Below are 26,487 nucleotides of genomic sequence, written 5' to 3'. Positions count from 1 at the left end.
TCCGCGCAAGAAGCGGGTGGCGGCAGCCCTTGCCATCCCGTTCATTGCCCCTTCCGGCAACGACCAAGGAACACCGCGATGCGTCCGACCGTGCCTGCCCCGCTGATGGGGCCAACGGAATGGCTGCTGCTGATCGTCCTGTCGGTGCTGTGGGGCGGCTCCTTCCTGTTCGCCAAGATCGCCGTCACCCATGTGCCGCCGCTGGTGGTGGTCTGGCTGCGCGTCTGCATCGCCGCCGCCATCCTGCTGGCGCTGCTGCCGGCCTTCGGCGTCCGGCTGCCGCGCGACGGGCGATTCTGGCGCGAGGTCGCGGTGATGGGGATGCTGAACAATGTCGCCCCCTTCGCGCTGATCTTCTGGGGCCAGCAGGAGATCGGCGCCAGCCTGGCCGGCATCCTGAACGCGACGACGCCCTTCTTCACCGTACTGCTGGCGCATGCGCTGACGCGGGACGAACGCATCACCGGGGCGAAGCTGGCCGGGCTGCTGATCGGGCTTGCCGGTGTGGTGGCGATGATCGGGCCGGACGCGCTGGCCAGCCTCGGCGGGTCTGGATTGGGTACCACGCTGGCGCAGCTCGCCATTGTCGGGGCAGCCTTCTCCTATGGCTGCGCCAATATCTTCGGCCGGCGATTCCGTGACCGCCCGCCGATGGCGCTGGCCTGCGGGCAGCTTTCCATGTCGGCGCTGATCCTCACGCCAATTATCCTGATATTCCAGGCGCCCTGGAGCCTGCCGATGCCGCCGGCCGAGGCCATCGCCGCCATCATAGCCCTGGCGGTGGCAAGCACGGCGCTCGCCTATGTGATCTTCTTCCGCATCCTGGCGAAGGCAGGCGCAACCAATGTCGCGCTGGTTACCTTCCTGGTGCCGGCCAGCGCCATCCTGCTGGGAGCGCTGGTGCTGGGCGAACGGCTGGCGCCGATGCAGATGCTGGGCCTTGCCGGCATCCTGTGCGGGCTGGCGGCGATAGATGGGCGGGTATGGCGTTGGACCGGCCTGAGATGAATCGCCTTCAGGCGACCTGCCGGATCTCCGTGATGCTGGGGGCTGTCCCGCAGAGCGGGCAGTCCGGGTCCTTGGGGATCTTCACCGTCTGGAACCGGCTGGACAGCGCGTCATAGAGCATCAGCCGGCCGGCGAGGCTGTCGCCGAGGCCGAGGATTTCCTTCAGGATTTCGGTGGCCTGCAACGTGCCGATGACACCGGCGACCGCGCCCAGAATACCCGCCTGGGAACAGCGCGGGATCAGGTCGGCGGGCGGCTTTTCCGGGAACAGGCAGCGGTAGCAGGGGCAGCCGGCCTCATGTGCCTTGAACACGGAAATCTGCCCCTCGAAGCGCAGCAGCGCCCCGGAGACCAGCGTCTTCCGCGCGAAATAACAGGCATCATTCAGCAGATAACGGCAGTCGAAATTATCCGACCCGTCAGCGATGATGTCATAGTCGGCGACCAGCGCCGCCACATTGTCCTGCGTCAGCTTCTCGCGGTGGGCGATGATGTCGATGCCGGGATTGAGCGCCCGCACCGTGTCGATGGCGCTGTCCACCTTCAACCGGCCCAGATCGGCGGTGCCATGGATGATCTGGCGCTGCAGATTGGACAGCTCGACCTCATCGTAATCGACGACGCCCAGCGTGCCGACACCGGCGGCGGCCAGATACATCAGCAGCGGCGCGCCGAGACCGCCGGCACCGATGACCAGCACCCGCGCGCCCAGCAGCTTCTCCTGCCCCTCCTCCCCGACCTCATCGAGGATGAGATGGCGGGCATAGCGGTGGAATTGCTCGTCGTTCAGTTCCATGGGCCACTCCCCCAGGGTAATGGGGTCAGCGGGACGGTCAGGCCTCTTCCGGCGCCTGCTCCCGGCCGGGCTGCGGTATCGCCGTCACGTTGAAGCCGGAATCCACATACAGCACCTCGCCGGTGACACCCGCCGACAGGTCGCTGAGCAGATAGAGGCCGGCGCCGCCGATCTCGTCCAGCGTGACGTTGCGGCGCAGCGGCGAATGGGTCTGGGTGAAGCGGTACACATAGCGGGCATCGCTGATCGCCGAGCCCGCCAGCGTGCGCATCGGCCCGGCGGAGATCGCGTTCACCCGGATGTTGTTCTCGCCCAGATCGACGGCGAGGTAGCGCACGCTCGCCTCCAGCGCCGCCTTGGCCACGCCCATGACATTGTAGTTCGGCGTCACCCGCTCCGCGCCCAGATAGGACAGCGTCACCAGGCTGCCGCCGTCGCTCATCAGCGGGGCGGCGCGCTTGGCGATGTTGGTGAAGGAGAAGCAGGAGATATCCAGCGTGCGGCGGAAATTGTCGCGCGTGGTGTCGAGATAGCGCCCCTTCAGCTCCGTCTTGTCGGAATAGGCGATGGCATGGACCACGAAATCCAGCCGGTCCCAGCGCTTCGCCAGCCCCTCGAAGGCGGAATCGATGCTGGCTTCCGACACCACGTCACAGGACAGGGTGATGTCGGAGCCGACGGATTCCGCCAGTGGACCGACCCGCCGGGCGAAGGAGTCCGACTGGTAGGTGAAGGCCAGTTCCGCGCCATGCGCGGCCAGCGCCCTGGCAATGCCCCAGGCAATCGAATGGTCGTTGGCGACGCCCATGATCAGCCCGCGCTTGCCGGCCATCAGCGGCTGCGGCGCGGCACCGTCCGCTGCCGGAGCGGCGGAGTCGGTCAGCGGTTTGTCGATGCTTGCCATGTATGTCAGCCGTTATAGCGCCGAAGGGCCAGGACAGCATTGGTGCCGCCAAAGCCGAAACTGTTGGAAAGGGCGAGGTCGATCTGCTTGTCCATGGCCGTCCGGGCGATGGGCAGGTCGGCAAACGCCTCGTCGATGGTCTCGATATTGGCGGACGCGGCGATGAACCCGTCGCGCATCATCAGCAGCGTGTAGATCGCCTCATGCACGCCGGCCGCCCCCAGGGAATGGCCGGTCAGCGACTTGGTGGAGGCGATGACGGGCATGTCCTCGGCGAACACCTGGCGCAGCGCATCGGTCTCGCGCTGGTCGCCCACCGGCGTCGCGGTGCCGTGAGTGTTCACGTAATCGACCTTCCCCTCGACGCCGTGCAGCGCCATCTGCATGCAGCGCACCGCACCCTCGCCCGAGGGCTGCACCATGTCATGACCGTCGGAGGTGGCGCCATCGCCTACCTCCTCGGCATAGATCTTGGCGCCACGCGCCTTGGCATGCTCCAGCTCTTCCAGAACCAGCACGCCGCCGCCGCCGGAGATCACGAAGCCGTCACGCCCGGCATCGTAGGGCCGGGACGCCTTTTCCGGCGTGTCATTGTACTTGGAGGACATGGCGCCCATGGCGTCGAACAGCACCGACATAGTCCAGTGCAGCTCCTCACCGCCGCCGGCGAAGACGATGTCCTGCTTGCCGAGCTGGATCAGTTCCGCCGCGTTGCCGATGCAATGCGCCGAAGTCGAGCAGGCGGAGCTGATCGAATAATTCACGCCCTTGATCTGGTAGAAGGTCGAGAGGCAGGCGGAGTTGGTGCTGGACATGCAGAGAGGCACCTGGTACGGGCCGAACCGCTTCGGCCCCTTCTCGCGCGCCGTGTCGAAGGCCAGCATCATGTTGCTGGTGGACGGCCCGCCCGAGCCCATGATCAGGCCGGTGCGCGGATTGACGACGTCCTTCTCCTCCAGCCCGGAATCGGCGATGGCCTGTTCCATGGCGAGGTAGTTGTACGCAGCACCCGGCCCCATGAAGCGGAGCAGCTTGCGGTCGATCGTCTCTTCCAGGTCGATCTTCAGGGAGCCGTGCACCTGGCAGCGGAATCCCATTTCCTTGTAGTCCTCGGCCGGGACGATCCCCGATTTGCCGGCGCGCAGCGCGCTGGAGACCTCATCGGCGCTGTTGCCGATGGAGGAGATGACGCCGAGACCGGTAACGACAACACGACGCATGGCTCAGCTCCCTGCCGCCATAGCCGCCGCCGGGGCGGTTTCCGGCTGGAACAGCCCGACGCGGATATCCTTCGCCTCGTAGATCGTCTCGCCGTCGCAGATCACCCGGCCATCGGCGATGCCCAGCACCAGCTTGCGGCGGATGACACGCTTGATGTCCAGCGCATAGACCACCTTCTTCGCGGTCGGCAGCACCTGGCCCATGAACTTCACCTCGCCCACGGCCAGCGCGCGCCCGGCGCCAGGCGAACCGCCCCAGCCCAGAAAGAAGCCCAGCAGCTGCCACAGCGCATCCATGCCGAGGCAGCCCGGCATCACCGGGTCATTCTCGAAATGGCATTTGAAGAACCAGAGGTCCGGCTTGATGTCGAATTCAGCGGTCACGATACCCTTGCCATGCTCGCCGCCTTCCTCGCGGATTTCCGTGATGCGGTCGAACATCAGCATGGGCGGCAGCGGCAGCTGCGCGTTACCGGGTCCGAACAGATCGCCATGCGCACAGGCAAGCAGATCCTGATAATCGTATGTTTGCTTACGGTCGGCCATGTTGGCTGAGGCTTCTTTCCTGTTTGCTTGCGGCCATATCTGGCAATGCACGCCGTAACGCGCCCGCCAGCCCTCCATGGCCAGCGATTCTAGCCGAACAGCGCGTTCCAGCGAAACCACAAATGGCAGGCCCGGCGGCACGACGCAACCCCCGCCGGTTTATTGAAACGGCGTCGAAGTGTAACAGAACCGAAAGCCGGGCCTTGCGCAGCGGCATGGACATCTTTTAGAACGACTATATATAAATATATCAGATTTCCCGCAGGCACGGCGCCGCAGGCAGGCAAAGAAGCATGGACAGACCCCGTACCCACACCCACAACATCGAGCGGCTGAAGGCGGCCGGGCTGCGCCCGACCCGCCAGCGCCTGGCGCTGGCACAGCTGCTGTTCGGCAATGGCGACCGCCATGTGACCGCCGAACAGCTGCATGGCGAGGCGCTGGAAGCCAGGGTGCCGGTCTCGCTGGCCACGGTTTACAACACGCTGCACCAGTTCACCGAATCCGGGCTGCTGCGCGAGGTGGTGGTGGAGGCCAGCCGGTCCTATTTCGACACCAACACCGGCAGGCACCATCATTTCTTCGTCACCGACAGCGGTGACCTGATGGACATCCCGGCCGGCGATATCGCGCTGGGCGAGCTGCCGGCCCCGCCCGAGGGCACCGCGATCGACAGCGTCGAGGTCATTATCCGCGTGCGGCGCGACCCCCAGGCGGCGCGCTGAGGGGGCCGGCCCGCTGAGGGCCGCAAAAAGGCGGTATTTAATTACCCCGCGAGACATGAGCGTCGGGGCCGTGTGAGAATGAGTTTCATTCAAAATATTATTTTGTAACAAGCGGTTAAAATTCCGTTTGGAACAATTCAAATCTATTGACTTGCCTCTGGCTTCGCTCCATATCCACTCACGTTGAAGTGATCGACAGCCCGGCGCCGAACCCCAGCCATCGATCCGCAATCGGACATCACGGCATCGGCTCCGGCTTCATACATGCGAGAGCAGGAAGGAGAGAGTCATGGCCAATCTGAAGGGTTCCAAGACCTTCGACAATCTGAAGGAAGCGTTCGCCGGCGAGAGCCAGGCGAACCGCCGCTACCTCTATTTCGCCCAGAAGGCCGACGTCGAGGGCTATAACGACGTCGCCGCCGTGTTCCGCTCGACCGCCGAGGGCGAGACCGGCCATGCGCACGGCCATCTGGAGTTCATGGAAAGCGTCGGCGACCCGGCCACCGGCGAGCCGATCGGCGCCACCGACCTGAACCTGAAGGCCGCCATCGCCGGCGAGACGCACGAGTACACCGACATGTACCCGGGCATGGCGCGTACCGCCCGCGAGGAAGGCTTCGACGAGATCGCCGACTGGTTCGAGACCCTGGCGAAGGCCGAGAAGAGCCACGCCGGCCGCTTCCAGAAGGCCCTCGACAGCCTGAACAGCTAAGCTGTCCGGATGAGGCTCCCCGCCAGGCGACCGGCGGGGAGCTTCGCCTTTTCCAAATTATTCTTTCAAGGCATTCCTTAAATCATTGCCGCGCCGGAACGATCCAGGCGCGCCTTAGGGGAGAAGCAGCATGAAGGAAGGCAGTCTCGAGGCGCCGACCCGCCACCCGCTGGCCTGGACCGACCCGGATTTCTATGATGAGGCGAAGCTCGACGAAGAGCTGCGCCGGGTATTCGACATCTGCCATGGCTGCCGCCGCTGCTTCAATCTGTGCGACAGCTTCCCCCGGCTGTTCGACCTGATCGACGAATCGGAATCGGGCGAGCTGGATTCCGTCAGCTCGGCGGACTTCAAGCCGGTCGTGGACGCCTGCACGCTGTGCGACATGTGCTTCCTGACCAAGTGTCCCTATGTGCCGCCGCACGAGTTCAACCTGGACTTCCCGCACCTGATGCTGCGCTACCGCGCCGTCGAGCGGAAGAAGCAGGGCACGCCCTTCGTCGAGAAGCAGGTCACCGAGACCGACCGCAATGGCAAGCTGGCCGCTCCGGTCGCCGGCATCGCCAACTGGGCGACCGATCTGAAGAACGGCACGACCCGAGGCCTGATGGAGAAGGCCGGCGGCATCGACAAGCGCGCCGCGCTGCCGAAGTTCCATTCCAAGACCTTCACCCGCGCCGCCAAGAGCGACGTGCCGGAGGTCAATACGGCCGCCCCGGCCTACGGCCGCAAGGCGGCGCTCTACGCCACCTGCTTCGTGAACTACAACAATCCCGACACCGGCATGGCCGCGCGCCGGGTGCTGGCGAAGAACGGTGTCGAGACCGAGGTGGTCTATCCGTCCTGCTGCGGCATGCCGCAGCTGGAACAGGGCGACATCGAATCCGTGGCGAAGAAGGCGCGCGCCGTCGCCCAGGAAATGAAGCCCTGGATCGACAAGGGCTACGACATCGTGGCGCTGACACCGTCCTGCGCACTGATGCTGAAATTCGAATGGCCGCTGATCGTGCCGGACGATGAGGATGTGAAGCGGCTGTCGGCGGCAACCAAGGATATCAGCGAGTACGTCGTCGATATCGCCAAAAAGGAAGGGCTGGCCGAGGGCATCCAGGCACTGGATGGCGGCGTGACCGTGCATATCGCCTGCCACGCCCGCGCCCAGAATATCGGCCAGAAGGCGGCCGAGATGCTGCGCCTGATCCCGGACACGAAGGTGTCTGTGATCGAGCGCTGCTCCGGCCATGGCGGCTCCTGGGGTATCTTCAAGGAGAATTTCGACATCGCCCTGAAGGTCGGAAAGCCGGTTGCCCGGCAGGCGCTGAAGGAGGCGAACAAATATGTCGTCTCCGAATGCCCGCTGGCCGGCCTGCACATCCTGCAGGGGATGGAGGAGATCGAGAAGGACGCCGCCATTCCCAGCCAGTCCGAACACCCCATCGAGCTGGTCGCCAAGGCCTACGGGCTCTAAGCGGCGGCCGCTCGCAACGACGCAAACGGAGGTCCCATGATGCCTGCTACGGCAAAGCAGATCACGCACGCGGATATCCTGCCGCTGCCTGACTACATGAAGATCCGCAAGGAACGCCGCAGCGCTGTCGTCGCGCTGAAGAAGAACCGGCGCCTGGCGGTCGGCCCGCACGCCACCTTCTATTTCGAGAATTTCGAGACGATGCTGAGCCAGGTTCAGGAGATGCTCTACATCGAGAAGGGCGGCGACGAGCAGGTCGAGGACGAGCTGAGCGCCTACAACCCGCTGATCCCGCAGGGGCGCGAGCTGGTCGCCACGGTGATGTTCGAGATCGATGACGAGGTGCGCCGCCGCCGTGTGCTGGCCACCCTCGGCGGCATCGAACACCAGATGTTCATCAAGGTCGGTGGCGAGACCGTGAAGGGTGTTGCCGAGGACGATCTCGACCGCACCACGGCGGACGGCAAGGCATCCTCCGTACAGTTCGTGCATTTCCCCTTCACCGAGGCGCAGATCGCGGCCTTCCGCAAGCCGGGCGCCGAGGTGGTGCTGGGCTTCAGCCACGAGAACTACCCGCATATGACGGTGATGCCCGAGGCGGTGCGCGAGGCGCTGGCGAAGGATTTCGACTGAGCCTTCCGCATACTGACAGAAATTCAGACCCCCGCGCGCTGCACAGCCGCGGGGGTTTCTGTTTGTCCTTGCCATTCGCCCACCGCATGCTCAAATACGTAACGAATTCGTATATTCTAAAATTTCACTGATTTGAGGTGTGTTATGTCAGGGCAGCAGGCAGCCTTTCGCGGCAAGATCTATGACAGCATCCTGGACACCATCGGCGCGACGCCGCTGGTCCGGGTGAACCGGCTGGCCGAGGCGCATGGCGTGCAGGCCGAGATCATCGGCAAGCTGGAATTCTTCAACCCGCTGGCCTCGGTGAAGGACCGCATCGGCTTCGCCATGATCGATGCCGCCGAGAAGGCGGGCGCGCTGAAGCCGGGCGCAGTCATTGTCGAGCCGACCTCCGGCAATACCGGCATCGCGCTGGCCTTGGTGGCCGCCGCCAAGGGCTACCGGCTGATCCTGACCATGCCGGAGAGCATGTCGGTCGAGCGCCGCAAGATGCTGAAGCTGCTGGGTGCGGAGCTGGAGCTAACGCCGGCCGACAAGGGCATGAAGGGCGCCATCGCCAAGGCGGAGGAGATTGTCGCCGCCACGCCGGGTGCCTTCATGCCGCAGCAGTTCAAGAATGCCGCCAACCCGGCGATCCACCGTGTCACCACGGCGGAGGAAATCTGGACCGACACCGCCGGCACGGCGGATGTGCTCATCAGCGGTGTGGGCACTGGCGGCACGCTGACCGGTGTGTCCGAGGTGCTGAAGCAGCGCAAGCCCGACTTCCTGACCGTGGCGGTGGAGCCGGAGGACAGCCCGGTGCTGTCCGGCGGCCAGCCGGGCCCGCACAAGATTCAGGGCATTGGTGCGGGCTTCGTGCCGGACATCCTGCAGACCGGCCTGATCGACGAAATCATCCGCATCGGCAACGAGACGGCGATGAAGACGGCGCGTGAGGCCGCCCGGCTGGAAGGGCTGCCGGTTGGCATCTCCTCCGGCGCAGCGCTGGCCGCCGCCATCGAGGTCGGCAAGCGGCCGGAGATGGCGGGCAAGCGTATCGTCGTCATCATCCCGTCCTTCGCCGAGCGCTACCTCTCGACCGCCCTGTTCGACGGGCTGTAAGGGCTACAGCCTCAGCAACTTGTCTGGACAGTCGGTGACCAGGATATCCATGCCGTCCGCCAGCAGGCGGGCGGCATCCGCCGGCTCGTTCACCGTATAGGCCAGCGCCTTCATGCCGGCGGCATGGACCGCGTCGATCCGTTCCTTCGTGTAGCGGCGGAAATTGCCGTTCACACTGACCGACTTCAGCCGCGCCGCATCCTCCAGCCAGCCTTCCTTGAAATCGTCCGTCAGATAGCCGCGCGGCAGGTCCGACGCCTCGGCCAGTGCCACTTCCAGCGCCGCCGGCTTGAAGCTGGAGAACTGGAAGGGGGCATTGCTCTTCCAATGCTCCTGCACGATCTTCACCGTCGCGGCGGCGGTCTCGCGCTCGCGGCCGGGGCAGGGCTTGATCTCGACATTCACGCCCATGCCCAGGCTGGCGATCAGTTCCAGAGCTTCCGCCAGGGTCGGGATGCGCTCGCCAGCGAAATCCGGGCCGAACCAGCCGCCGGCATCCAGCGCGCGCATCGCGGCGAAGCTCTGCTCCGCCACCGGACCCTCGCCATTATTGGTCCGCCCCAGCACATTGTCGTGGTGGCAGATGACGATGCCGTCGGCGCTCAGCTTGGCATCCAGCTCCACCATTTTGGCACCGGCCTCGGCGGCCTTGCGGAAACCGGCCAGCGTGTTCTCCGGCGCCAGCGCGGCAGCCCCGCGATGCCCGACGATCCTCGGAAATTCCATATACAAACTCCCCACACGAAAGAGGCGGCACCCGAAGGGGCCGCCCCAATGCCGTTCAGACAAGCGCCGGTTTTACTCGGCCGCATCGTCCTTCTTCGACAGGTCCTCGCCGGTCTCCTGATCGATCTTCTTCATCGACAGCTTGACCTTGCCGCGGTCATCGAAGCCCAGCACCTTCACCTTCACGGTGGCGCCGACATCGACCACATCCGTCACCTTGCCGACCCGGCCCTCGGCCAGCTCGGAGATGTGGACGAGGCCATCCTTCGGGCCCAGGAAGTTCACGAAGGCGCCGAAATCCATGACCTTCACGACCTTGCCGGTGTAGATCACGCCGACCTCCGGCTCCGCCACGATCTCTCGGATCCAGTTGATCGCCTTCTGGCTCGACTCGTCGCTGACGGCGGCAACCTTCACCACACCATCATCGTCGATGTCGATCTTGGCGCCGGTCACTTCGCAGATCTCGCGGATCACCTTGCCACCCGGGCCGATGATGTCGCGGATCTTGTCCTTCGGGATGTTGATGGTGGTGATGCGCGGCGCATTCTCGGACACGCCTTCGCGCGCACCGGTAAGTGCCTTGGCCATCTCGCCCAGAATGTGCAGCCGGCCACCCTTCGCCTGATCCAGGGCGATCTTCATGATCTCCTTGGTGATCGAGGTGATCTTGATGTCCATCTGCAGCGAGGTCACACCCTGCTCGGTGCCGGCCACCTTGAAGTCCATGTCGCCGAGGTGATCCTCGTCGCCCAGGATGTCCGACAGGACGGCGAAACGGTCGCCTTCCTTGATCAGGCCCATGGCGATACCGGCCACCGGGCGCTTCAGCGGCACGCCCGCATCCATCATCGACAGCGAGCTGCCGCACACCGTCGCCATCGAGGAGGAACCGTTGGATTCGGTGATCTCCGAGACGATGCGGATGGTGTAGGGGAAGTCTTCCTTCGCCGGCAGCAGCGGGCGCAGGGCGCGCCAGGCCAGCTTGCCATGACCGATCTCACGGCGGCCCGGCGACCCCATGCGGCCCGCTTCACCGACCGAATAGGGCGGGAAGTTGTAGTGCAGCATGAAGTTTTCGCGGTATTCGCCTTCCAGCGCGTCGATGATCTGCTCGTCCTGGCCGGTGCCCAGCGTCGTCACGACGATGGCCTGGGTCTCGCCACGGGTGAACAGCGCCGAGCCGTGGGTGCGCGGCAGCACGCCCACTTCCGACACGATCGGACGGACGGTCTTGGTGTCGCGGCCATCGATGCGCAGGCCGGTGTCGAGGATGGCGCCGCGCACAACGTCGGCCTCCAGCTCCTTCAGCACCGCACCCAGCTTGTCCAGCGGCAGGCCTTCCTCGCCCGCCAGCGCGGCCTTCACCTCGTCCTTAACCGCGCCGACCTTGGCGTAGCGCTCGGCCTTCTGGGTCTCCTTGTAAGCCTCGACCAGCTTGGCGCGGCCCAGCTCGGCCACGCGGGCCTGCAGCTTGTCCAGCCCCTCGGCCGGTGGGGTCAGGTCCCACGGCTCCTTCGCGGCCTGCTCGGCCAGCTCGATGATCGCATCGATCACCGCCTGCATGGCGTCATGGCCGAAGGTGACAGCGCCCAGCATGATCTCCTCGGACAGCTCATGGGCTTCCGATTCGACCATCAGCACGCCTTCCTGCGTGCCGGCCAGCACCAGGTCCAGCTGCGAGGTCGAAACCTCTTCCTGCAGCGGGTTCAGGATGTACTCACCATCCTTGTAGCCGACGCGCGCGGCACCGATCGGACCCATGAAGGGCATGCCCGACAGGGTCAGCGCGGCCGACGCGCCGATCATCGCGACGATGTCCGGATCATTTTCCAGATCGTGGCTGAGAACGGTGCAGACGACCTGCGTCTCGTTGCGGTAGGAGGGGTGGAACAGCGGGCGGATCGGACGGTCGATCAGGCGGGAGGTCAGCACCTCCTTTTCGGTCGGCCGGCCTTCGCGCTTGAAGAAGCCGCCGGGGATCTTGCCCGCGGCGAAGGTCTTCTCCTGGTAATTCACGGTGAGCGGGAAGAAGTCCTGCCCTTCCTTGGGGGCCTTGGCGCCAACAGCGGTGCAAAGCACCGTGGTCTCGCCATAGGTGGCCATCACGGCGCCATGCGCCTGACGCGCGATCTTGCCGGTCTCCAGGACCAGCGTACGGCCGCCCCACTCGATTTCTTTACGGTAAACGGTAAACATACGGATATATCCTCGTCGTGCGGAACCCGCGCGTCCGGTCAGAAGAGCTGATGATCTATGGGAGGCGGTGGGGCCGGCTCGTCCTCGCCGACCCTTGTCGGCGGCGATGCCCAGCTTATCGACGACCCATATGGTCGGGTTCCAGTTCTTGCTTTCTCTTCTTTGCGCGCCCGTTCTATGTCACGGAACGCATGCAAGGTCAATCGAAAGCGGCGTTCAGCCCCCGGCAACGAAAGCTGGCAACGAATCCCACAAACGAAAAACGCCGCCGGTTTCCCGGCGGCGTTTCCGTACATGCGAAGATGCGGTGATCAGCGGCGCAGGCCGAGGCGGCCGATCAGCCCCTCGTAGCGCGACTGGTCCTTGCGCTTCAGATAGTCCAGCAGACGACGGCGCTGACCGACCAGAACCAGAAGGCCACGACGCGAATGGTGGTCCTTCTTGTGGTCGTTCAGATGGTCGGTCAGGTTGCGGATGCGCTCGCTCATGATCGCGACCTGCACTTCCGGCGAACCGGTGTCGCCCTCGCCCTGGGCGTATTCCTTGATGAGCTCCTGCTTGCGCTCGGCGGTAATCGACATCGTCAACTCCTCATAGTCAGAGGTTGAATACGCGCACCGGGTGAAGCCTGCCCTCGGCGAACCGTGTCAGCGCGACCGGCTTTCCTTCAGCCATGGCGCAGACGATGTCCGCCTTGTCCAGATCGCCGAGCCTGCCGATATCGGCCGCCCGGAACAACGGGATGGCCTGACCGGACCGTAGCTGGCTCGCTTCACTGCCGTTCAGGGCCAGAGCCGGGATGTCGTCCAGCGCGGTCTCGATCGGCAACAGGTGCGATTGAAGGCCGGGACCATGCGCGGATTCCTCCAGCGAATCAAGCGAAATCGCGTGGTCCAGCGTGAAGGGGCCGCTGCGCGTGCGGCGCAGCGCCGTGACATGGCCGACCGTGCCCAGCGCCAGCGCCAGATCGCGGGCGAGGCTGCGCACATAGGTACCCTTGCCGCAATCCACCTCGAATTCCGCATGATCGGTATCGATGATGCGCGAGAGAGCCAGCCGCGTGATCGTGACGATGCGGGATTTCATCTCGACCGCCACATTGGCGCGCGCCAGATCATAGGCGCGCTCACCCTCGATCTTGATCGCGGAGTAGCGCGGCGGCACCTGCTCGACCTCGCCCAGGAAGCCCGGCAGCGCCGCGATGATATCGGCCTCAGCAGGGCGCATAGGGCTGGTATCGCACACGTCCCCCTCGCCATCGTCGGTGGTGCGCGCCTCGCCCCAGCGCACGGTGAAGCGGTAGGCCTTGCGGCCATCCATCACGAAGGGAACGGTCTTGGTGGCTTCGCCCAGCGCAATCGGCAGGACGCCGGTCGCCAGCGGATCGAGTGTGCCGGCATGGCCGGCCTTGGCGGCATCGAACAGGCGGCGGACGATGGAGACGGCACGGGTCGAATTCAGCCCTATCGGCTTGTCGAGGACGACCCAGCCATCGACCTTTTCGCCACGGCGCTTACGCGCCATCGCCGCTATCCTCGTCCTCGTCGCTATCCTCGTCCTCGTCGCTATCGCGTCTTTGATTGTCGAGGTCGCGCCGCACATCGGGGCGCAGCAGCACCGTGTCGATGCGCGCCGAGGATTCGAAGGCCGAATCATAGACGAAGCGGATCGCCGGCACATGGCGCAGCGTGATCTCGCGGGCGATCTGGCCGCGCAGATAGGCGGCCGAGCGGTTCAGCGCGGCCAGCACCTCCGGCGCGTGCGGCGCATCGCTGGTCAGCTCGCCCAGCGGCATCACATAGGCGGTGGCATTGCGCAGATCCGGGCTGATGCGCACCTCGGTCACAGTGATCGAGACGCCCTCCAAGGCCGGATCGCGCAGATGTCCGCGCAACAGGACGCCGGACAGCACATGGCGCAGTTCCTCGCCAACGCGCAACTGGCGCTGGCTGGGACCGGCAAGGCTCCCGCCGCTATGAGGCTTTCGCTTCACCATGACGATTTCGGACCGCGCATGCGGGACCGGCCAGAGGCCGGCCCGGCCTAAAGGGCGCGGGCCACCTCCTCAACCTCGAAACACTCGATGACGTCGCCGTTGCGGATGTCGTCGTAATTCTCGAAGGCCATGCCGCATTCGTAGCCGTTGTTGACCTCGCGGACCTCGTCCTTGAAGCGGCGCAGCGTCTTCAGCGTGCCCTCGTGGATCACCACATTGTCGCGCAGCAGGCGGACCTTGGCGCCGCGCTTCACCATGCCTTCGGTGACCATACAGCCGGCGACCTTGCCGACCTTGGTGATGTTGAAGACCTCGCGAATCTCGGCATTGCCGATATGGGTCTCGCGCACCACCGGCGAGAGCATGCCGCTAAGCAGCGCCTTCACGTCATCCACGACATTGTAGATGATCGAGTAATAGCGCATCTCGACGCCGTCCCGGCGAGCCAGATCGCGGGCCTGCGGGTTGGCGCGGACGTTGAAGCCGATCATCAGGGCGTTCGACGCCTTGGCCAGCGTCACGTCGCTTTCGTTGAAGGCACCGACACCGGCCTGCAGCACACGCACCGCGACCTCGTCATTCTCCAGCTTCTCCAGGCTGGCGCGGATGGCCTCGGTCGAGCCCTGCACGTCGGACTTGATGATGACCGACAGCTCCTTCTTCGCGCCCTCGGCCAGCTGGGTGAACATCTGCTCCAGCGTGCCGCGGCCAGAGGTGGCGGCAGTCTGCTGGCGCAGCTTCGCCTGACGGTATTCGGCGATGTCGCGGGCCTGGTTCTCGTTATCCACGACGATGAACTCGTCGCCGGCCTGCGGCGTGCCGTTCAGGCCCAGAACCTCGACCGGCGCGGACGGGCCGGCCTCCTCGATCTGGTTGCCCTTGTCGTCGAGCAGGGCGCGCACGCGGCCCCACTCGGCGCCGGCCACGAACACGTCGCCAACCTTCAGCGTGCCGCGCTGGATCAGCACGGTTGCCACGGAACCCCGGCCACGCTCGACCTTGGCTTCGACGATGGCGCCCTCGGCCTGACGGTCCGCATTGGCCTTCAGGTCCAGGATTTCCGCCTGCAGGAGGATAGCCTCCTCCAGCTTGTCCAGGTTGGTGCCTTCCTTGGCGGACACATTCACGCACAGCACGTCGCCGCCCAGATCCTCGACCACCAGCTCGTGCTGCAGCAGTTCCTGGTGCACGCGCTGCGGGTTGGCGCCCGGCTTGTCGATCTTGTTCACCGCCACGATGATCGGCACCTTCGCCGCCTTCGCATGGGTGATGGCCTCGACCGTCTGCGCCATGATGCCGTCATCGGCGGCGACCACCAGCACGACCAGGTCGGTCACGTTGGCGCCACGGGCACGCATCGAGGTGAAGGCCTCATGGCCCGGCGTATCCAGGAAGGTAATCTTCTGGCCCGAAGGCAGGTTCACCTGATAGGCGCCGATATGCTGGGTAATGCCGCCGGCCTCGCGGGCCGCGACGTCAGTCTTGCGCAGCGCGTCCAGCAGCGAGGTCTTGCCGTGATCGACATGGCCCATGATGGTGACGACCGGCGGACGCGGCTGCGTCGCTTCCGGCGCATCAGCCTCGCGGCGAATGCTGAACTCGACGTCGGACTCGGCGACACGGCGCATATTATGGCCGAACTCGCTGACCACCAGCTCCGCCGTATCGGCGTCGATCGGCTGGTTGATCGTGGCCATGACGCCCATGCGCATCAGCGCCTTGATGACGTCGGTGCCACGCTCGGCCATACGGTTGGCGAGTTCCTGCACGGTGATGGTCTCGGGGATGACGACGTCTCGCACGACCTTGTGGCGCTCCTGGTTGGCGCCCATCTGGCGCTGCTTCTCGCGTTCGCGCTGACGCCGGACCGAGGCCAGCGACCGCTGCCGCTCGCTGTCATTCAGCGCATCGTTGATCGACAGCTTGCCGCTGCGGCGGCGCTGCTCGCCGCGGCGCGGTGCAGGCGCCGGACGGCGAGCATCCGCCTTGCCGGCCCCACCGCCTGCGCGGCGGCGACGGCCTTCCTCATCATCCTCGGCGGGCACCGCCTCGACGATCTTGGCAGCGGCACGTGCACCGGCCCGTTCAGCCGTACGATCCTCGTCCGCCACGGCGGGGCGGGCGGCTTCCTCTGCGGCCTTGCGCGCATCTTCCTCGGCCTTCAGACGCGCATCTTCCTCGGCACGCTTCTTCGCCTCGGCTTCGGCGATCTGGCGCAGCTCCTCCATCTCGGCCGTGCGGCGGTCGACGATGACGGGTTCGGGCTCGGCCTCAGGCTCGGGCTCCGCGGCATGCGCTGCCTGCTCGGCCTCGACGTCAGGCCGTTCGTCCTCGCTGCGCTTGGCACCGGCGAGCGCACGGATGCGGGCAGCGCGCTCCTTCTCGGTCAGCTGGCGCGGCGCGGCAGCCGCCGGCTTGGCGGCAGCCGGGGCCTCAGGCTCGCTGGGTGCCGGCGTCGGTGCGGCAGCGGGCGCCTCGGCGGGAGCCGCCTCGGGCGTTGCCGTCTCTTCGGCCTCGTCGGAACGGCCGATGGCGCGCTTGCGCTTCACCTCGACGGTGACCGTCTTGCTGCGGCCATGGGAGAAGCTCTGCCGGACCTGGCCCGCCTCGACGGTCTTGGTCAGCGACATGCGGCCGCGGCCGGAAAGGCTCAGCACCTTCTTGCCTTCCTGCTCGGTCTCCTTGGTCATATCCGTATCGGTCCGTTCTTTATCGCTCATGTTCCATTCCTGCCCGCCGATTGAGCCGTACCAGGGGCCGTCCCCATGGTCGTGCCCGGCGAAGGCTTAGCCAGTTCGAACCGCCGCAGCCCCACCAGCCGCGCCGATTCCGTCAAAATACGCTCCGCGAGGCCACCGCGCGCGATGGCGATATGCACCGCCCGGTCGCGCCCGAAAGCCTCGCCCATTTCATCGGCCCGCAGAACCTCCAAAACCGGAAGCCTGCCAGCCAGGGCGCGCAGCTTGCCGCGCCCCTCATCCGCGCCGTCCATGGCGGCCAGCAACACGCAAGCCGTGCCGTTCTGCAGCCAGCTGCGTACCTTCTCGTAGCCGCCGACCGCCTTGCCGGCGCGCCGCGCCAGCCCGACCTGCCGGACCAGCCGCTGCGCCAGCAGCGCCTCCACCCGGTCTGCCAGACCCTCGGGGACGCGCACTGTCGCGCGGGCGGCACGAGAGAACAACCCCTTCGCCACCGCCCTGTCAAGCGCGGCCCTGTCGGCGCTGATCCACAGGCCCCGGCCCGGAAGCCGTTCCTCCAGATCGGGGACCAGCATGTTGTCCGGCCCGACGACGAAGCGGATCAGCCGCGTCTTCGGAAGGACCTCGCCGGTGGCGATGCAGCGCCGGCTGGTTGCCTTGCGCTCCTCGCGTTCCGACTCGGACTCCTCCGGCAGTCCGGCGGGCAGCTGTTCGGCGGGCGCGGTCAGTCCTTGGCCTCCGCGTCTTCATCCTCGAACCAGTGCGCGCGCGCCGCCATGATGATGGCGTTGGCCTCTTCCTCGCCCATGGCGAGGGAGCCCAGATGCTCGCGCAGCTCGTCGCCGGCCAGATCGCCCAGATCGTCCAGCGTCTTCACGCCGGCCTCGCCAAGCTTCACCAGCATCGCCGGGGTCAGGCTTTCCAGCGCCGCCAGCTCGTCGGTGACGCCCAGTTCCTTGCGGCGCGCCTCGAACTGCTCGTTCTGCTGCTCCAGATAGGTCTGGGCACGCGCTTGCAGCTCGGCTGCGACATCCTCGTCGAAGCCCTCGATCTCGGCGATCTCCTCGATCGGCACCAGCGCAACTTCTTCAATGGAGGAGAAGCCTTCGCCAACCAGCAGATGGGCGATCACGTCATCGACATCCAGCGCCTCCATGAACAGCGCGGAGCGGGTCTTCACCTCATCCTGACGGCGCTCGGATTCCTCCCTCTCGGTCAGGATGTCGATATCCCAGCCGGTCAGCATGGAGGCCAGGCGCACATTCTGGCCGCGGCGACCGATGGCGAGGCTGAGCTGGTCGTCCGGCACGATCACCTCGATGCGATGCAGATCCTCGTCCAGCACCACCTTGGCGACCTCGGCCGGGGCCAGCGCATTCACCACGAAGGTGGCGGGGTCCGGCGACCAGGGGATGATGTCGATCTTCTCGCCCTGCAGTTCCTGCACCACCGCCTGGACGCGGCTGCCGCGCATGCCGACGCAGGCGCCGACCGGGTCGATGGAACTGTCCTTGCTGATCACGCCGATCTTGGCGCGGCTGCCCGGATCGCGGGCGACCGCCTTGATCTCGATGATGCCGTCATAGATTTCCGGCACTTCCTGGCTGAACAGCTTGGCCATGAACTGCGGATGGCTGCGCGACATGAAGATCTGCGGGCCGCGCGGCTCCTCGCGGACATCGTAGATATAGGCGCGCACGCGGTCGCCCTGCCGGAAGCTTTCGCGCGGCAGCAGTTCGTCGCGGCGCAGCACCGCCTCGGCGCGGCCCAAATCGATGGTCACATTGCCGAACTCGACGCGCTTCACCAGGCCGTTCACGACCTCGCCGACGCGGTCCTTATATTCCTCGTACTGGCGCTTGCGCTCAGCCTCGCGCACCTTCTGCACGATGACCTGCTTGGCGGTCTGCGCGGCGATGCGGCCGAAATCGATCGGCGGCAGCTCATCGACGATGAACTGGCCGACCTCGACAGCCGGCTGGATCGCGCGCGCTGCGTCGAGCGTCAGCTGCGTCGCCTCATTCTCCACCTCCTCGACCACCTCGCGGTGGCGGGTGAGGGCGATCTCGCCGCTCTTCCGGTCGATATGGGCGCGGATATCGTGCTCATGCCCGTATTTCGAGCGACCCGCCTTCTGGATCGCCATTTCCATCGCGAGAATCACTTCCTCGCGGTCGATATTCTTCTCCCGGGCGACGATGTCGGCCACCTGGAGAAGTTCGGTACGGGGCAGAATTGCAGCGGTTTCCATCTTTTCAGCGTCTCACCTGGCTGTCACGCGGTCAGTCATGCGACCTTCGAGCCGTCCTGTGCCGCCTGGGTGGCGGCGATCAGCTCGTCGGTCAAAATCAGTTTCGCCCTGGCGATATCGGCAACGGCGATATGCAGTTCGCCAGCATCGGTATCCATCACCACGGCACCATCGGAATCCAGTCCCAGAAGCTTGCCGCGGAATCGCTTGCGGCCCTCGACCGGCACCTTCGCATCCAGCTTCGCCTCGAAGCCGGCATAGCGCTCGAAGTCGCGCGCCCGGACCAGCGGCCGGTCGATGCCCGGCGAGCTGACCTCCAGCGTATAGGCGGCCTTGATCGGGTCCTCGACATCGAGAAGCGCCGAAACCGAGCGGCTGATGTCGGCGCAATCCTCGACCGTCATCGGCGCCTCGTCCAGCCGGTCCGCCATGATCTGCAGCACGGCCCGGTTGCCCCCCATGAGCTGGACCCGCACCAGATCGTAGCCCATCGCCTGCAGCGAAGGCTCCAGCATCTCGGCAATGCGGTCGGTCAGCTCCATAAACCCTGTATCCGTCGATATAACGGCGGCACGGCCAACTGGGGTTCAGGAAATAAAAAAGTGGGCCAGCGCCCACTTCCAACCAACTCAGCCATGCAACCTGATTAACGTGAGCGGTGATATATACCGATTCGCTTCAACACTCAAGATTTATCCGACAGCCGGCCCGCGCGGGCGGCGCCGGAAGCGCAGATAGACCGGCCGGCGGCCCTGGGCCAGCGCCTTGCCCTCATAACGGGTCTGCACCCAGTCGGCAGGCGGGTCGCGCCAGTCAGCCGGGCGGCGGGCCAGCCATTCGAAATCGGGATGTTCGGTGACATGCGCCAGCATCCAGCGCGCTACGCCCATATCGTCGCTGGCGATGCGCAGCTCCGCCCCGTCCTTCAGCAAGCGCGACAGCAGACCCACCGTCTCCGGCTGGATGAAGCGGCGGAAATGGTGGCGCTTCTTCGGCCAAGGGTCGGGGAACAGCAGGAAGAACCGGTCCACCGAGGCATCGGGCAGCCGTTCCAGCACCGGCCTTGCATCGTCGGCATGCACGCGGACATTGCCGAGCCGGCCTTCCTCCAGATAGCGCAGCAGGCTGGCCACGCCGTTCACGAAGGGCTCGAACCCGATGAAGACTGTTCCGGGATGGGCCTTGGCCTGGGCTGCCAGATGCTCGCCGCCGCCGAAGCCGACCTCGATACACAGCGCCACCACCGGCGCGCCGAACAGCGCGGCGGGATCAAGTACGTCTGTATCGTCCGCCGGCAGGGAAAGCGCATAGTTCGGCAGCGCCTCATCGAAGAGCTGCTCGCGCCAGGGGCGCAAACGCCGGCCCCGCCGCCGCCCGTAGAATTTACGGGCGCGACCGTCCTCTTCGGAACTCATGTCGGGGAAACCTGTCAGAAAGCGCGCTTCAGCGCATCCGCCAGATCGGTCCGCTCCCACGAGAAGCCACCATCCGCCTCCGGCGCCCGTCCGAAATGGCCATAAGCGGCGGACCGCGCATAGATCGGGCGGTTCAGCTTCAGATGCTCGCGGATACCGCGCGGGCTGAGATTCACCATCTCCTGCAGCACGGCGGACAGCTTGTCCTCATCCACTTGGCCGGTGCCGTGGGTCTCGACATAGACCGACAGCGGCTTGGAGATGCCGATGGCGTAGGACACCTGGATGGTGCACTTCTCGGCCAGGCCGGCGGCCACGACATTCTTCGCCAGATAGCGGCAGGCATAGGCGGCCGAGCGGTCAACCTTCGTCGGATCCTTGCCGGAGAAGGCGCCGCCACCATGCGGTGCTGCACCGCCATAGGTATCGACGATGATCTTGCGACCGGTGAGGCCGGCATCGCCGTCCGGGCCGCCGATGACGAAACGGCCGGTCGGGTTTACGTAGAACTCGTCCTCCGGGCACATCCAGCCCTCGGGCAGCACCTTCAGCACATGCGGGCGCACCAGCTCGCGCACTTCCTTCTGGTCGAGATGCCCGGCATGCTGCGTCGAGACAACGACCGAGGTGGCACGCACTGGACGGCCATTCTCATACTGTAGCGTCACCTGGCTCTTGGCGTCCGGGCCGAACGGGCTGTTGGCCTCGGCATGGCGCGCATCGGCCATCGACTTCAGGATGGCGTGGGAGAAATGGATCGGCGCCGGCATCAGCACGTCGGTCTCGCGGCAGGCATAACCGAACATGATGCCCTGGTCGCCGGCACCCTCGTCCTTGTTGCCCGCGGCGTCCACGCCCATGGCGATATCGGCCGACTGCTCGTGCACATAGCAGTCGATATTCACGGTCTTCCAGCTGAAGCCATCCTGCTCGTAGCCGATGGCGCGCACCGCCTCGCGGGCGGCTTCGACCATGGCGTCATGGGTGACGGGGCCGCGCACCTCGCCGGCGAGGACCAGGCGGTTGGTGGTGGCAAGCGTTTCCACCGCGACACGGGACTGCGGATCGCCGGCCATGAACAGATCGACGATGCTGTCGGACACGCGGTCGCAGACCTTGTCCGGATGCCCTTCGGAAACCGATTCGCTGGTGAAAAGATAGTTCTTACGCGCCACCGTTGCCCCCGCTTGTGAACCTTGAACGCCTGAATCCTGGCCGCCCCGGCACCTGCCGAGGCCACCGTCTTCCGCCTGCGCCCACCGTGGTCACACCGGCGCGCATCCTGCCAAGCAAGGCCGTGCGGAAGCTGGAAAGCGGCAACTAGTTGCAATCTTTCCTGGCAGGGTCAAGGAAAATTAGCGTGTGGAAAATCGCGGCAGTGCGGATGAAACGCGCGGCACTTCAGCTCTTTTCACCATCGCTGCTGGCCAGCGCCTTGGCCAGCTCGAACAGCCGCTTGCGCACCGCCGGATTGCCGACCTTGTAATAGGCGCGCACCAGTTCCAGCGTTTCGCGCTTGGCCATCGGATCGGCCTCGTAGCTGGGGCCAGCGCTTTCGGCCAGTGCCGCCGCCCGCGCGCCTTGGCCGGAGTCGGTCGCCATGTCATCGAAGAAGAAGGAAACCGGCACGTCCAGCACGCGGCTCAGATCATAGAGCCGGCTGGCGCCAATGCGGTTGGCACCACGTTCGTATTTCTGCACCTGCTGAAAGGTGAGGCCGAGCGCCTCGCCCAGCTTTTCCTGGCTCAGGCCCAGCAGAGTCCGCCGCAGGCGCACCCTGCCGCCAACATGAACGTCCACCGGATTCGGTTTCCCGGTCCTGCCTGCGCCCCCGGCCTTACGCCCCCGTCCTGTCAGTGCCATTTTGTTTGATCTTTTTTTGCTGCCGCAAAGGATATGTATGACTAATTAACCATACGTAAGTATGCCGTCAACCAGGAGATGGCTGTTTCATGAACCATATCATCTAGTCGAACGTCTTCCGAAGCCTAATGTTGCCGCCCGCCCGCAACCGCCCCACCAACAGGCCGGCCAGCAACAGGACAAGGCCGGCGAGCGGCCCGTCACCCCAGCGCGCATAAGGCGTGGGCGGCAGGACGGTCGGCAGGGCGGCATCGAGGAAGCCTGTCTCCTCCAGCCCCAGCCGGGCGGTGACCCGCCCATAGGAATCGACCACGCCGGAGATGCCGGTATTGGCGACGCGCACCAGCGGCAGTCCCTCCTCGATGGCGCGCAGCCGGGCAATCTGGAAATGCTGGAACGGCCCGGTGCTGAAGCCGTACCAGCCATCGTTTGTCACATTCAGCAGCCAACCGGGCCGATCGTCCGGATCGGCGACGGCGCCGGGGAAGATCGCCTCGTAGCAGATCAGCGGGCTGACCGGCGGCAGGCCCGGCACCTGGATGCTGCGCGGCCCCGGCCCGCGCTGGAAATCGAGGCTGGTGGCAACCGCCGGCAGGAAGCCAAAGATATCGCGCAGCGGCACATATTCGCCGAACGGCACCAGATGCGCCTTGTCATAGGTCGCCTGAATCAGGCCGCCGGGGCCGATGGCATGCAGGCTGTTCCAATAGTGTGGTGGCCCCCCCCCTGCTGGGCGCTCAACGCGGACCGCGCCGGTCAGCACGGCGCCGCCATCCGGCGCCACCCGGCCGACCACCGCACGCGCCTGGATATCCTCGCTCAGCAGATAGGGTACCGCCGTCTCCGGCCACAGCACATGCGTCGGGCGAGGCCCGGGCGCCGGCCGCGCCGACAGCTCCAGATGGCGGATCAGATGCTCACGCGGATTGAGGCCGGCCCATTTCTCATATTGCGGGATGTTGGCCTGCACCAGACGCAGCACCACCCCCTCGACCCGCATCGCCGGATCGTCCGCCGCCGGCGCGCCGGCCAGGCGGACAGCGCCGCCGCCCCAAACCAGCACCAGCAGTGCCACCGCCGCCACCATGGCACCGCGCGACCGGACCGCCGGCAGGCAGGCCGCCAGCACGGTGACGAGGCTGAGGCCGTAGATGCCGGTCAGCGCCGCCAGCTGCAGCATGGCGCCAGAGGGTGCCCAGGCATAGCCCAGCAGGTTCCACGGGAAGCCGGTCAGGATATGGCCGCGCAGATATTCCGCGATCAGCCAGAAAAGCGCGAAGCCCAGCGCCAGCGCCAGGCTGCGCAACCGCAGCAGATGCACCGCCAGCACCACAAGGGCGGTGAAGAAGGCCAGCAGCGCCGGCAGGCCAACGGCGGCCAGCGGCATCAGCCACCAGAAGCGCGCCGTATCGACGGTCAGCGCGTTGGCGATCCAGTACAGGCCGGCGACGAAGAAGCCGAGGCCGAAGCACCAGCCCAGCGCGAAAGCCTGCCGTCTTGTCGCGCAGCCCTCGATCTGCCAGAGCAGCACGGGAAAGGCGACCCAGAGCAGCGGCAGGACATGGAAGGGCGGCAGGGCCAGCGCGGCGGCCGCGCCCAGCAGCACCGCCAGCCCATAGCGCCGCCAGCCGGAGAGATCGGCGCTACGGGCTGCAAGCCGGTCCAGAAAGGCCGGCAGGCCGGATAGGCTCATTTGCCGCTGGCGTCGGCCGGCATGGCCTGTGGCGTCTGCGGCAAATTGCGGATGCGTAGCCGCTTGATGCGGCGCGGATCGACGTCGGTTACCTCGAACTCGATGCCGCTGTCATGGCGCAGCACCTCGCCGCGCGCCGGCACCCGGCCGGCCAGCATAAAGACAAGGCCGCCCAGCGTGTCGGTCTCCTCGCGCTCCTCCTCGTCCAACACCTCGCCGACGATCTCCTCGAACTCCTCCACCGTGGCGCGCGCATCGGCCAGCAGCCAGCGCGTGCCATCGGAATCGCGATGTTCGATCAGCTTCGGCGCCTCGATGACATCATGCTCGTCATCGATCTCGCCGACGATCTGTTCCACCAGATCCTCGATGGTGATGAGCCCGTCGATGCCGCCGAACTCGTCCACCACCAGCGCCAGATGGATGCGCGCCGCGCGCATCTGCAGCAGCAGGTCAAGGGCACGCATGGAGGGCGAGACGAACAGTACCTTGCGGAGCAGGTTCTTCAGCGTGACCGGCTTCTGCGCGCCCCAATATTGCAGCACGTCCTTGATGTGGACCATGCCGACAACATCGTCGAGCGTCTCGCGATAGACCGGCATGCGCGAATGCGCGGCCTTGGTCATCTCCTTCACCAGATCGGCGAGGCTGATATCCTCCGGCACGGCAACGATGTCGGCGCGCGGCACCATCACATCGACGGCCGTGATCTCCCGGAGTCCCAGGATATTGGCGATCAGCTGCTGTTCGTCGGGCCCGATGGCGTGCTGTTCGCCGCCATTGCCCTCAATCAGCCCCTCGATGGTGTCGCGCATGCCGCTATCGGCAGGGCGCCGGCGTTTCAGCCGCAACAGGCCGCCAAGGCGGCTCCATATCGAAGGGTCTTCGGATGCCCCGTCCACACGGGGCTGGGTACTGGATGCCTCACTCATCGCAGCGCGGCGCTATGCCTCCTTCAAGAACCCGGCTCCCGCCTCCAGGGCGGGACCAGGCAAATAGGGGTCGGCGATGCCGAACCCGCTCAGGATACGGACCTCAAGGGCTTCCATCTCGGCAGCCTCCTCCTCGGTCTCGTGATCATACCCTAAAACATGCAGTGTCCCATGCACGATCAGATGCGACAGGTGATCGGCCAGGCTCTTGCCCTGCTCCGATGCCTCGCCCGCGACCGTTTCATAGGCCAGCGCCAGGTCGCCAAGCGATACCGGTTCGCCCGGGAAGGCGTCTTCCGGATCGCCGGGAAAGGACAGCACATTGGTCGGCTGGTCCTTGCCGCGATATTGCCGGTTCAGCGCCTGCAGCTCAGCATCGTCGGTTAGCCGGACGGCCAGCTCGGCTGGTCCCTCAGGCACTTCGGTCGAAGCCAGAGCGGCCTGGGCGGCACGCTCCACCAACTCCTCCAGCCCGGGAACAGCGGCCTGCCAGGCCGGATCGGCGATATCCACCGCGATCTCGACTGCCGTGGTTGCGCTCATGCCGAAGTCTCCGGCTTACCGCCATTTGCCCCGTTGTTTGAGAGCAGCGGGCGCTCGCGCTTGTCATAGGCCTGAACGATACGGGTGACCAGCGGATGGCGCACCACATCCTTATGGGTGAACTGCACGAAGCCAATGCCCGGCACACCCTCCAGCGTTTCCAGCGCGTCGCGCAGGCCGGACTTGGCGCCCATCGGCAGGTCGGTCTGCGTCAGGTCGCCGGTCACCGCCATGCGCGAATTCTCGCCCAGCCGAGTCAGGAACATCTTCATCTGCGTCGGCGTGGTATTCTGCGCCTCGTCCAAGATGACGAAGGCGTTGGAGAGGGTACGCCCGCGCATGAAGGCCAGCGGCGCCACCTCGATCTCGCCGCTGCCGACACGGCGCTCCACCTGATCGCCCGGCATCATGTCGTAGAGCGCGTCATAGAGCGGGCGGAGATAGGGATCGACCTTCTCCTTCATATCGCCGGGCAGGAAGCCCAGCTTCTCGCCCGCCTCGACCGCCGGGCGCGACAGGATGATGCGATCGACGCGGCGCTGCTTCAGCATCCAAACGCCCATCGCCACCGCCAGATAGGTCTTGCCGGTGCCGGCAGGCCCGAGGCCGAAAACCATCTCGTTGCGCTGCAACGCCTCCAGATAGGTCGCCTGGGTGGGCGAACGCGGGGCGATGGCGCGCTTCCAGGTCGGCAGTGCCTCCGCCGCATCCGCGAAATCCATCACGCCATCGGCATCCGGCTCGTCCGGGTCGCGCAGCGCGAAGTTGGCGGCGGCGTCGATATCGGCGAATTCCGGCACGGTGGCGCGCTTGCCGGCGCGGCCGATGCGGGTCGCCAGCCCCTCGATGGCGCGCTTGGCGGCATTTGCATTGCCGATCACGCCGTCGATGGAGACCAGGTCGCCACGCCAGGTGATGGCGACATCCAGCTTCTGTTCGAGGCGCACCAGATTGCGGTCATGGTCGCCGAACAGGGTGGCGAGCAGGCTCGCATCGTCGAATTTCAGGTGGATCGGCGGCTGAATCAGGTCAGGCGTGCTCAAAAGCTCTCCTC

At 65.8% G+C, this 26,487-nt stretch carries 26 protein-coding genes; 6 read left to right on the top strand and 20 right to left on the bottom strand.

The window, feature by feature from the left end; translation table 11 throughout:
- Positions 1 to 78: 78 nt before the first annotated feature.
- Positions 79 to 1,008, top strand: a complete 930-nt coding sequence (locus tag MK313_RS03015; RefSeq protein ID WP_287780056.1) for a DMT family transporter — start codon at positions 79 to 81, stop codon at positions 1,006 to 1,008.
- 7 nt (positions 1,009 to 1,015) lie between these two features.
- On the opposite strand, the gene MK313_RS03010 is transcribed toward MK313_RS03015, so the two are convergent.
- From MK313_RS03010 to fabA, 4 genes are read right to left on the bottom strand one after another with little or no spacing between them, the layout of a single operon-like run.
- The gene (locus MK313_RS03010; RefSeq protein WP_287780055.1) at positions 1,016 to 1,804 is read right to left on the bottom strand and encodes a HesA/MoeB/ThiF family protein; all 789 of its coding nucleotides are present in this window, start codon (positions 1,802 to 1,804) and stop codon (positions 1,016 to 1,018) included.
- A gap of 37 nt (positions 1,805 to 1,841) precedes the next feature.
- Positions 1,842 to 2,708, bottom strand: a complete 867-nt coding sequence (locus MK313_RS03005; RefSeq protein WP_287780054.1) for an SDR family oxidoreductase — start codon at positions 2,706 to 2,708, stop codon at positions 1,842 to 1,844.
- Positions 2,709 to 2,713: 5 nt separating this feature from the next.
- The gene (fabB, locus tag MK313_RS03000) at positions 2,714 to 3,928 is read right to left on the bottom strand and encodes a beta-ketoacyl-ACP synthase I (RefSeq protein ID WP_287780053.1); all 1,215 of its coding nucleotides are present in this window, start codon (positions 3,926 to 3,928) and stop codon (positions 2,714 to 2,716) included.
- A gap of 3 nt (positions 3,929 to 3,931) precedes the next feature.
- Positions 3,932 to 4,474 (bottom strand): bifunctional 3-hydroxydecanoyl-ACP dehydratase/trans-2-decenoyl-ACP isomerase, encoded by a 543-nt coding sequence (gene fabA, locus MK313_RS02995; RefSeq protein ID WP_287780052.1) that lies wholly within the window; start codon positions 4,472 to 4,474, stop codon positions 3,932 to 3,934.
- A gap of 293 nt (positions 4,475 to 4,767) precedes the next feature.
- Between fabA and irrA the strand changes: the two genes are divergently transcribed.
- From irrA to cysK, 5 genes are all read left to right on the top strand, one after another.
- Complete coding sequence (gene irrA, locus MK313_RS02990; protein ID WP_287780051.1) at positions 4,768 to 5,199, top strand: iron response transcriptional regulator IrrA; 432 nt, start codon at positions 4,768 to 4,770, stop codon at positions 5,197 to 5,199.
- 289 nt (positions 5,200 to 5,488) lie between these two features.
- Positions 5,489 to 5,911, top strand: coding sequence for a rubrerythrin family protein (locus MK313_RS02985; RefSeq protein WP_008943073.1), 423 nt, complete (start codon positions 5,489 to 5,491; stop codon positions 5,909 to 5,911).
- Positions 5,912 to 6,041: 130 nt separating this feature from the next.
- A complete protein-coding gene (locus MK313_RS02980; protein WP_287780050.1) occupies positions 6,042 to 7,379 on the top strand; it encodes a heterodisulfide reductase-related iron-sulfur binding cluster in 1,338 nt (445 codons plus the stop codon).
- A gap of 36 nt (positions 7,380 to 7,415) precedes the next feature.
- On the top strand, positions 7,416 to 8,012 hold the full coding sequence (locus tag MK313_RS02975) for a DUF3501 family protein (RefSeq protein ID WP_008943075.1): 597 nt from the start codon (positions 7,416 to 7,418) through the stop codon (positions 8,010 to 8,012).
- 144 nt (positions 8,013 to 8,156) lie between these two features.
- Positions 8,157 to 9,116, top strand: coding sequence for a cysteine synthase A (gene cysK, locus MK313_RS02970; RefSeq protein ID WP_287780049.1), 960 nt, complete (start codon positions 8,157 to 8,159; stop codon positions 9,114 to 9,116).
- Between the two features lie 3 nt (positions 9,117 to 9,119).
- On the opposite strand, the gene MK313_RS02965 is transcribed toward cysK, so the two are convergent.
- From MK313_RS02965 to MK313_RS02890, 16 genes are all read right to left on the bottom strand, one after another.
- Entirely contained in the window at positions 9,120 to 9,842 is a 723-nt protein-coding gene (locus MK313_RS02965) for a glycerophosphodiester phosphodiesterase family protein (protein WP_287780048.1), read from the bottom strand.
- 72 nt (positions 9,843 to 9,914) lie between these two features.
- Positions 9,915 to 12,047 (bottom strand): polyribonucleotide nucleotidyltransferase, encoded by a 2,133-nt coding sequence (pnp, locus tag MK313_RS02960; RefSeq protein WP_416054106.1) that lies wholly within the window; start codon positions 12,045 to 12,047, stop codon positions 9,915 to 9,917.
- 305 nt (positions 12,048 to 12,352) lie between these two features.
- Positions 12,353 to 12,622 (bottom strand): 30S ribosomal protein S15, encoded by a 270-nt coding sequence (rpsO, locus tag MK313_RS02955; RefSeq protein WP_008943079.1) that lies wholly within the window; start codon positions 12,620 to 12,622, stop codon positions 12,353 to 12,355.
- Positions 12,623 to 12,638: 16 nt separating this feature from the next.
- Complete coding sequence (gene truB / locus MK313_RS02950) at positions 12,639 to 13,565, bottom strand: tRNA pseudouridine(55) synthase TruB (protein ID WP_287780046.1); 927 nt, start codon at positions 13,563 to 13,565, stop codon at positions 12,639 to 12,641.
- A complete protein-coding gene (gene rbfA / locus MK313_RS02945; protein WP_287780045.1) occupies positions 13,555 to 14,037 on the bottom strand; it encodes a 30S ribosome-binding factor RbfA in 483 nt (160 codons plus the stop codon). Before rbfA ends, truB begins: the two co-directional genes overlap by 11 nt.
- Before the next feature lie 47 nt (positions 14,038 to 14,084).
- Positions 14,085 to 16,757 (bottom strand): translation initiation factor IF-2, encoded by a 2,673-nt coding sequence (infB, locus tag MK313_RS02940; protein WP_416054104.1) that lies wholly within the window; start codon positions 16,755 to 16,757, stop codon positions 14,085 to 14,087.
- Positions 16,754 to 17,431 (bottom strand): RNA-binding protein, encoded by a 678-nt coding sequence (locus MK313_RS02935; RefSeq protein ID WP_287780089.1) that lies wholly within the window; start codon positions 17,429 to 17,431, stop codon positions 16,754 to 16,756. The genes infB and MK313_RS02935 overlap by 4 nt, the downstream gene beginning before the upstream one ends.
- A gap of 29 nt (positions 17,432 to 17,460) precedes the next feature.
- A complete protein-coding gene (nusA, locus tag MK313_RS02930; RefSeq protein WP_287780044.1) occupies positions 17,461 to 18,987 on the bottom strand; it encodes a transcription termination factor NusA in 1,527 nt (508 codons plus the stop codon).
- A gap of 35 nt (positions 18,988 to 19,022) precedes the next feature.
- Complete coding sequence (gene rimP / locus MK313_RS02925) at positions 19,023 to 19,529, bottom strand: ribosome maturation factor RimP (RefSeq protein ID WP_287780043.1); 507 nt, start codon at positions 19,527 to 19,529, stop codon at positions 19,023 to 19,025.
- 150 nt (positions 19,530 to 19,679) lie between these two features.
- Positions 19,680 to 20,402 (bottom strand): tRNA (guanine(46)-N(7))-methyltransferase TrmB, encoded by a 723-nt coding sequence (gene trmB, locus MK313_RS02920; protein WP_287780042.1) that lies wholly within the window; start codon positions 20,400 to 20,402, stop codon positions 19,680 to 19,682.
- A 14-nt stretch (positions 20,403 to 20,416) separates the two neighbouring features.
- Complete coding sequence (gene metK, locus MK313_RS02915) at positions 20,417 to 21,577, bottom strand: methionine adenosyltransferase (RefSeq protein ID WP_008943087.1); 1,161 nt, start codon at positions 21,575 to 21,577, stop codon at positions 20,417 to 20,419.
- A 226-nt stretch (positions 21,578 to 21,803) separates the two neighbouring features.
- The gene (locus tag MK313_RS02910; protein WP_040706271.1) at positions 21,804 to 22,265 is read right to left on the bottom strand and encodes a helix-turn-helix domain-containing protein; all 462 of its coding nucleotides are present in this window, start codon (positions 22,263 to 22,265) and stop codon (positions 21,804 to 21,806) included.
- A gap of 103 nt (positions 22,266 to 22,368) precedes the next feature.
- On the bottom strand, positions 22,369 to 23,958 hold the full coding sequence (lnt, locus tag MK313_RS02905; protein WP_287780041.1) for an apolipoprotein N-acyltransferase: 1,590 nt from the start codon (positions 23,956 to 23,958) through the stop codon (positions 22,369 to 22,371).
- Entirely contained in the window at positions 23,955 to 24,773 is an 819-nt protein-coding gene (locus MK313_RS02900; protein ID WP_287780040.1) for a hemolysin family protein, read from the bottom strand. The genes lnt and MK313_RS02900 overlap by 4 nt, the downstream gene beginning before the upstream one ends.
- Before the next feature lie 129 nt (positions 24,774 to 24,902).
- Entirely contained in the window at positions 24,903 to 25,433 is a 531-nt protein-coding gene (gene ybeY / locus MK313_RS02895; protein ID WP_287780039.1) for an rRNA maturation RNase YbeY, read from the bottom strand.
- A complete protein-coding gene (locus MK313_RS02890) occupies positions 25,430 to 26,476 on the bottom strand; it encodes a PhoH family protein (protein ID WP_287780038.1) in 1,047 nt (348 codons plus the stop codon). Before MK313_RS02890 ends, ybeY begins: the two co-directional genes overlap by 4 nt.
- Between the last annotated feature and the right edge of the window lie 11 nt (positions 26,477 to 26,487).

The sequence above is a fragment of the Oceanibaculum sp. genome, assembly GCF_022449305.1.
Lineage (GTDB): Bacteria > Pseudomonadota > Alphaproteobacteria > Oceanibaculales > Oceanibaculaceae > Oceanibaculum > Oceanibaculum indicum.
Note: the sequence above shows the minus strand (reverse complement) of the source record. Positions and strands in the feature narration are given on the sequence as shown.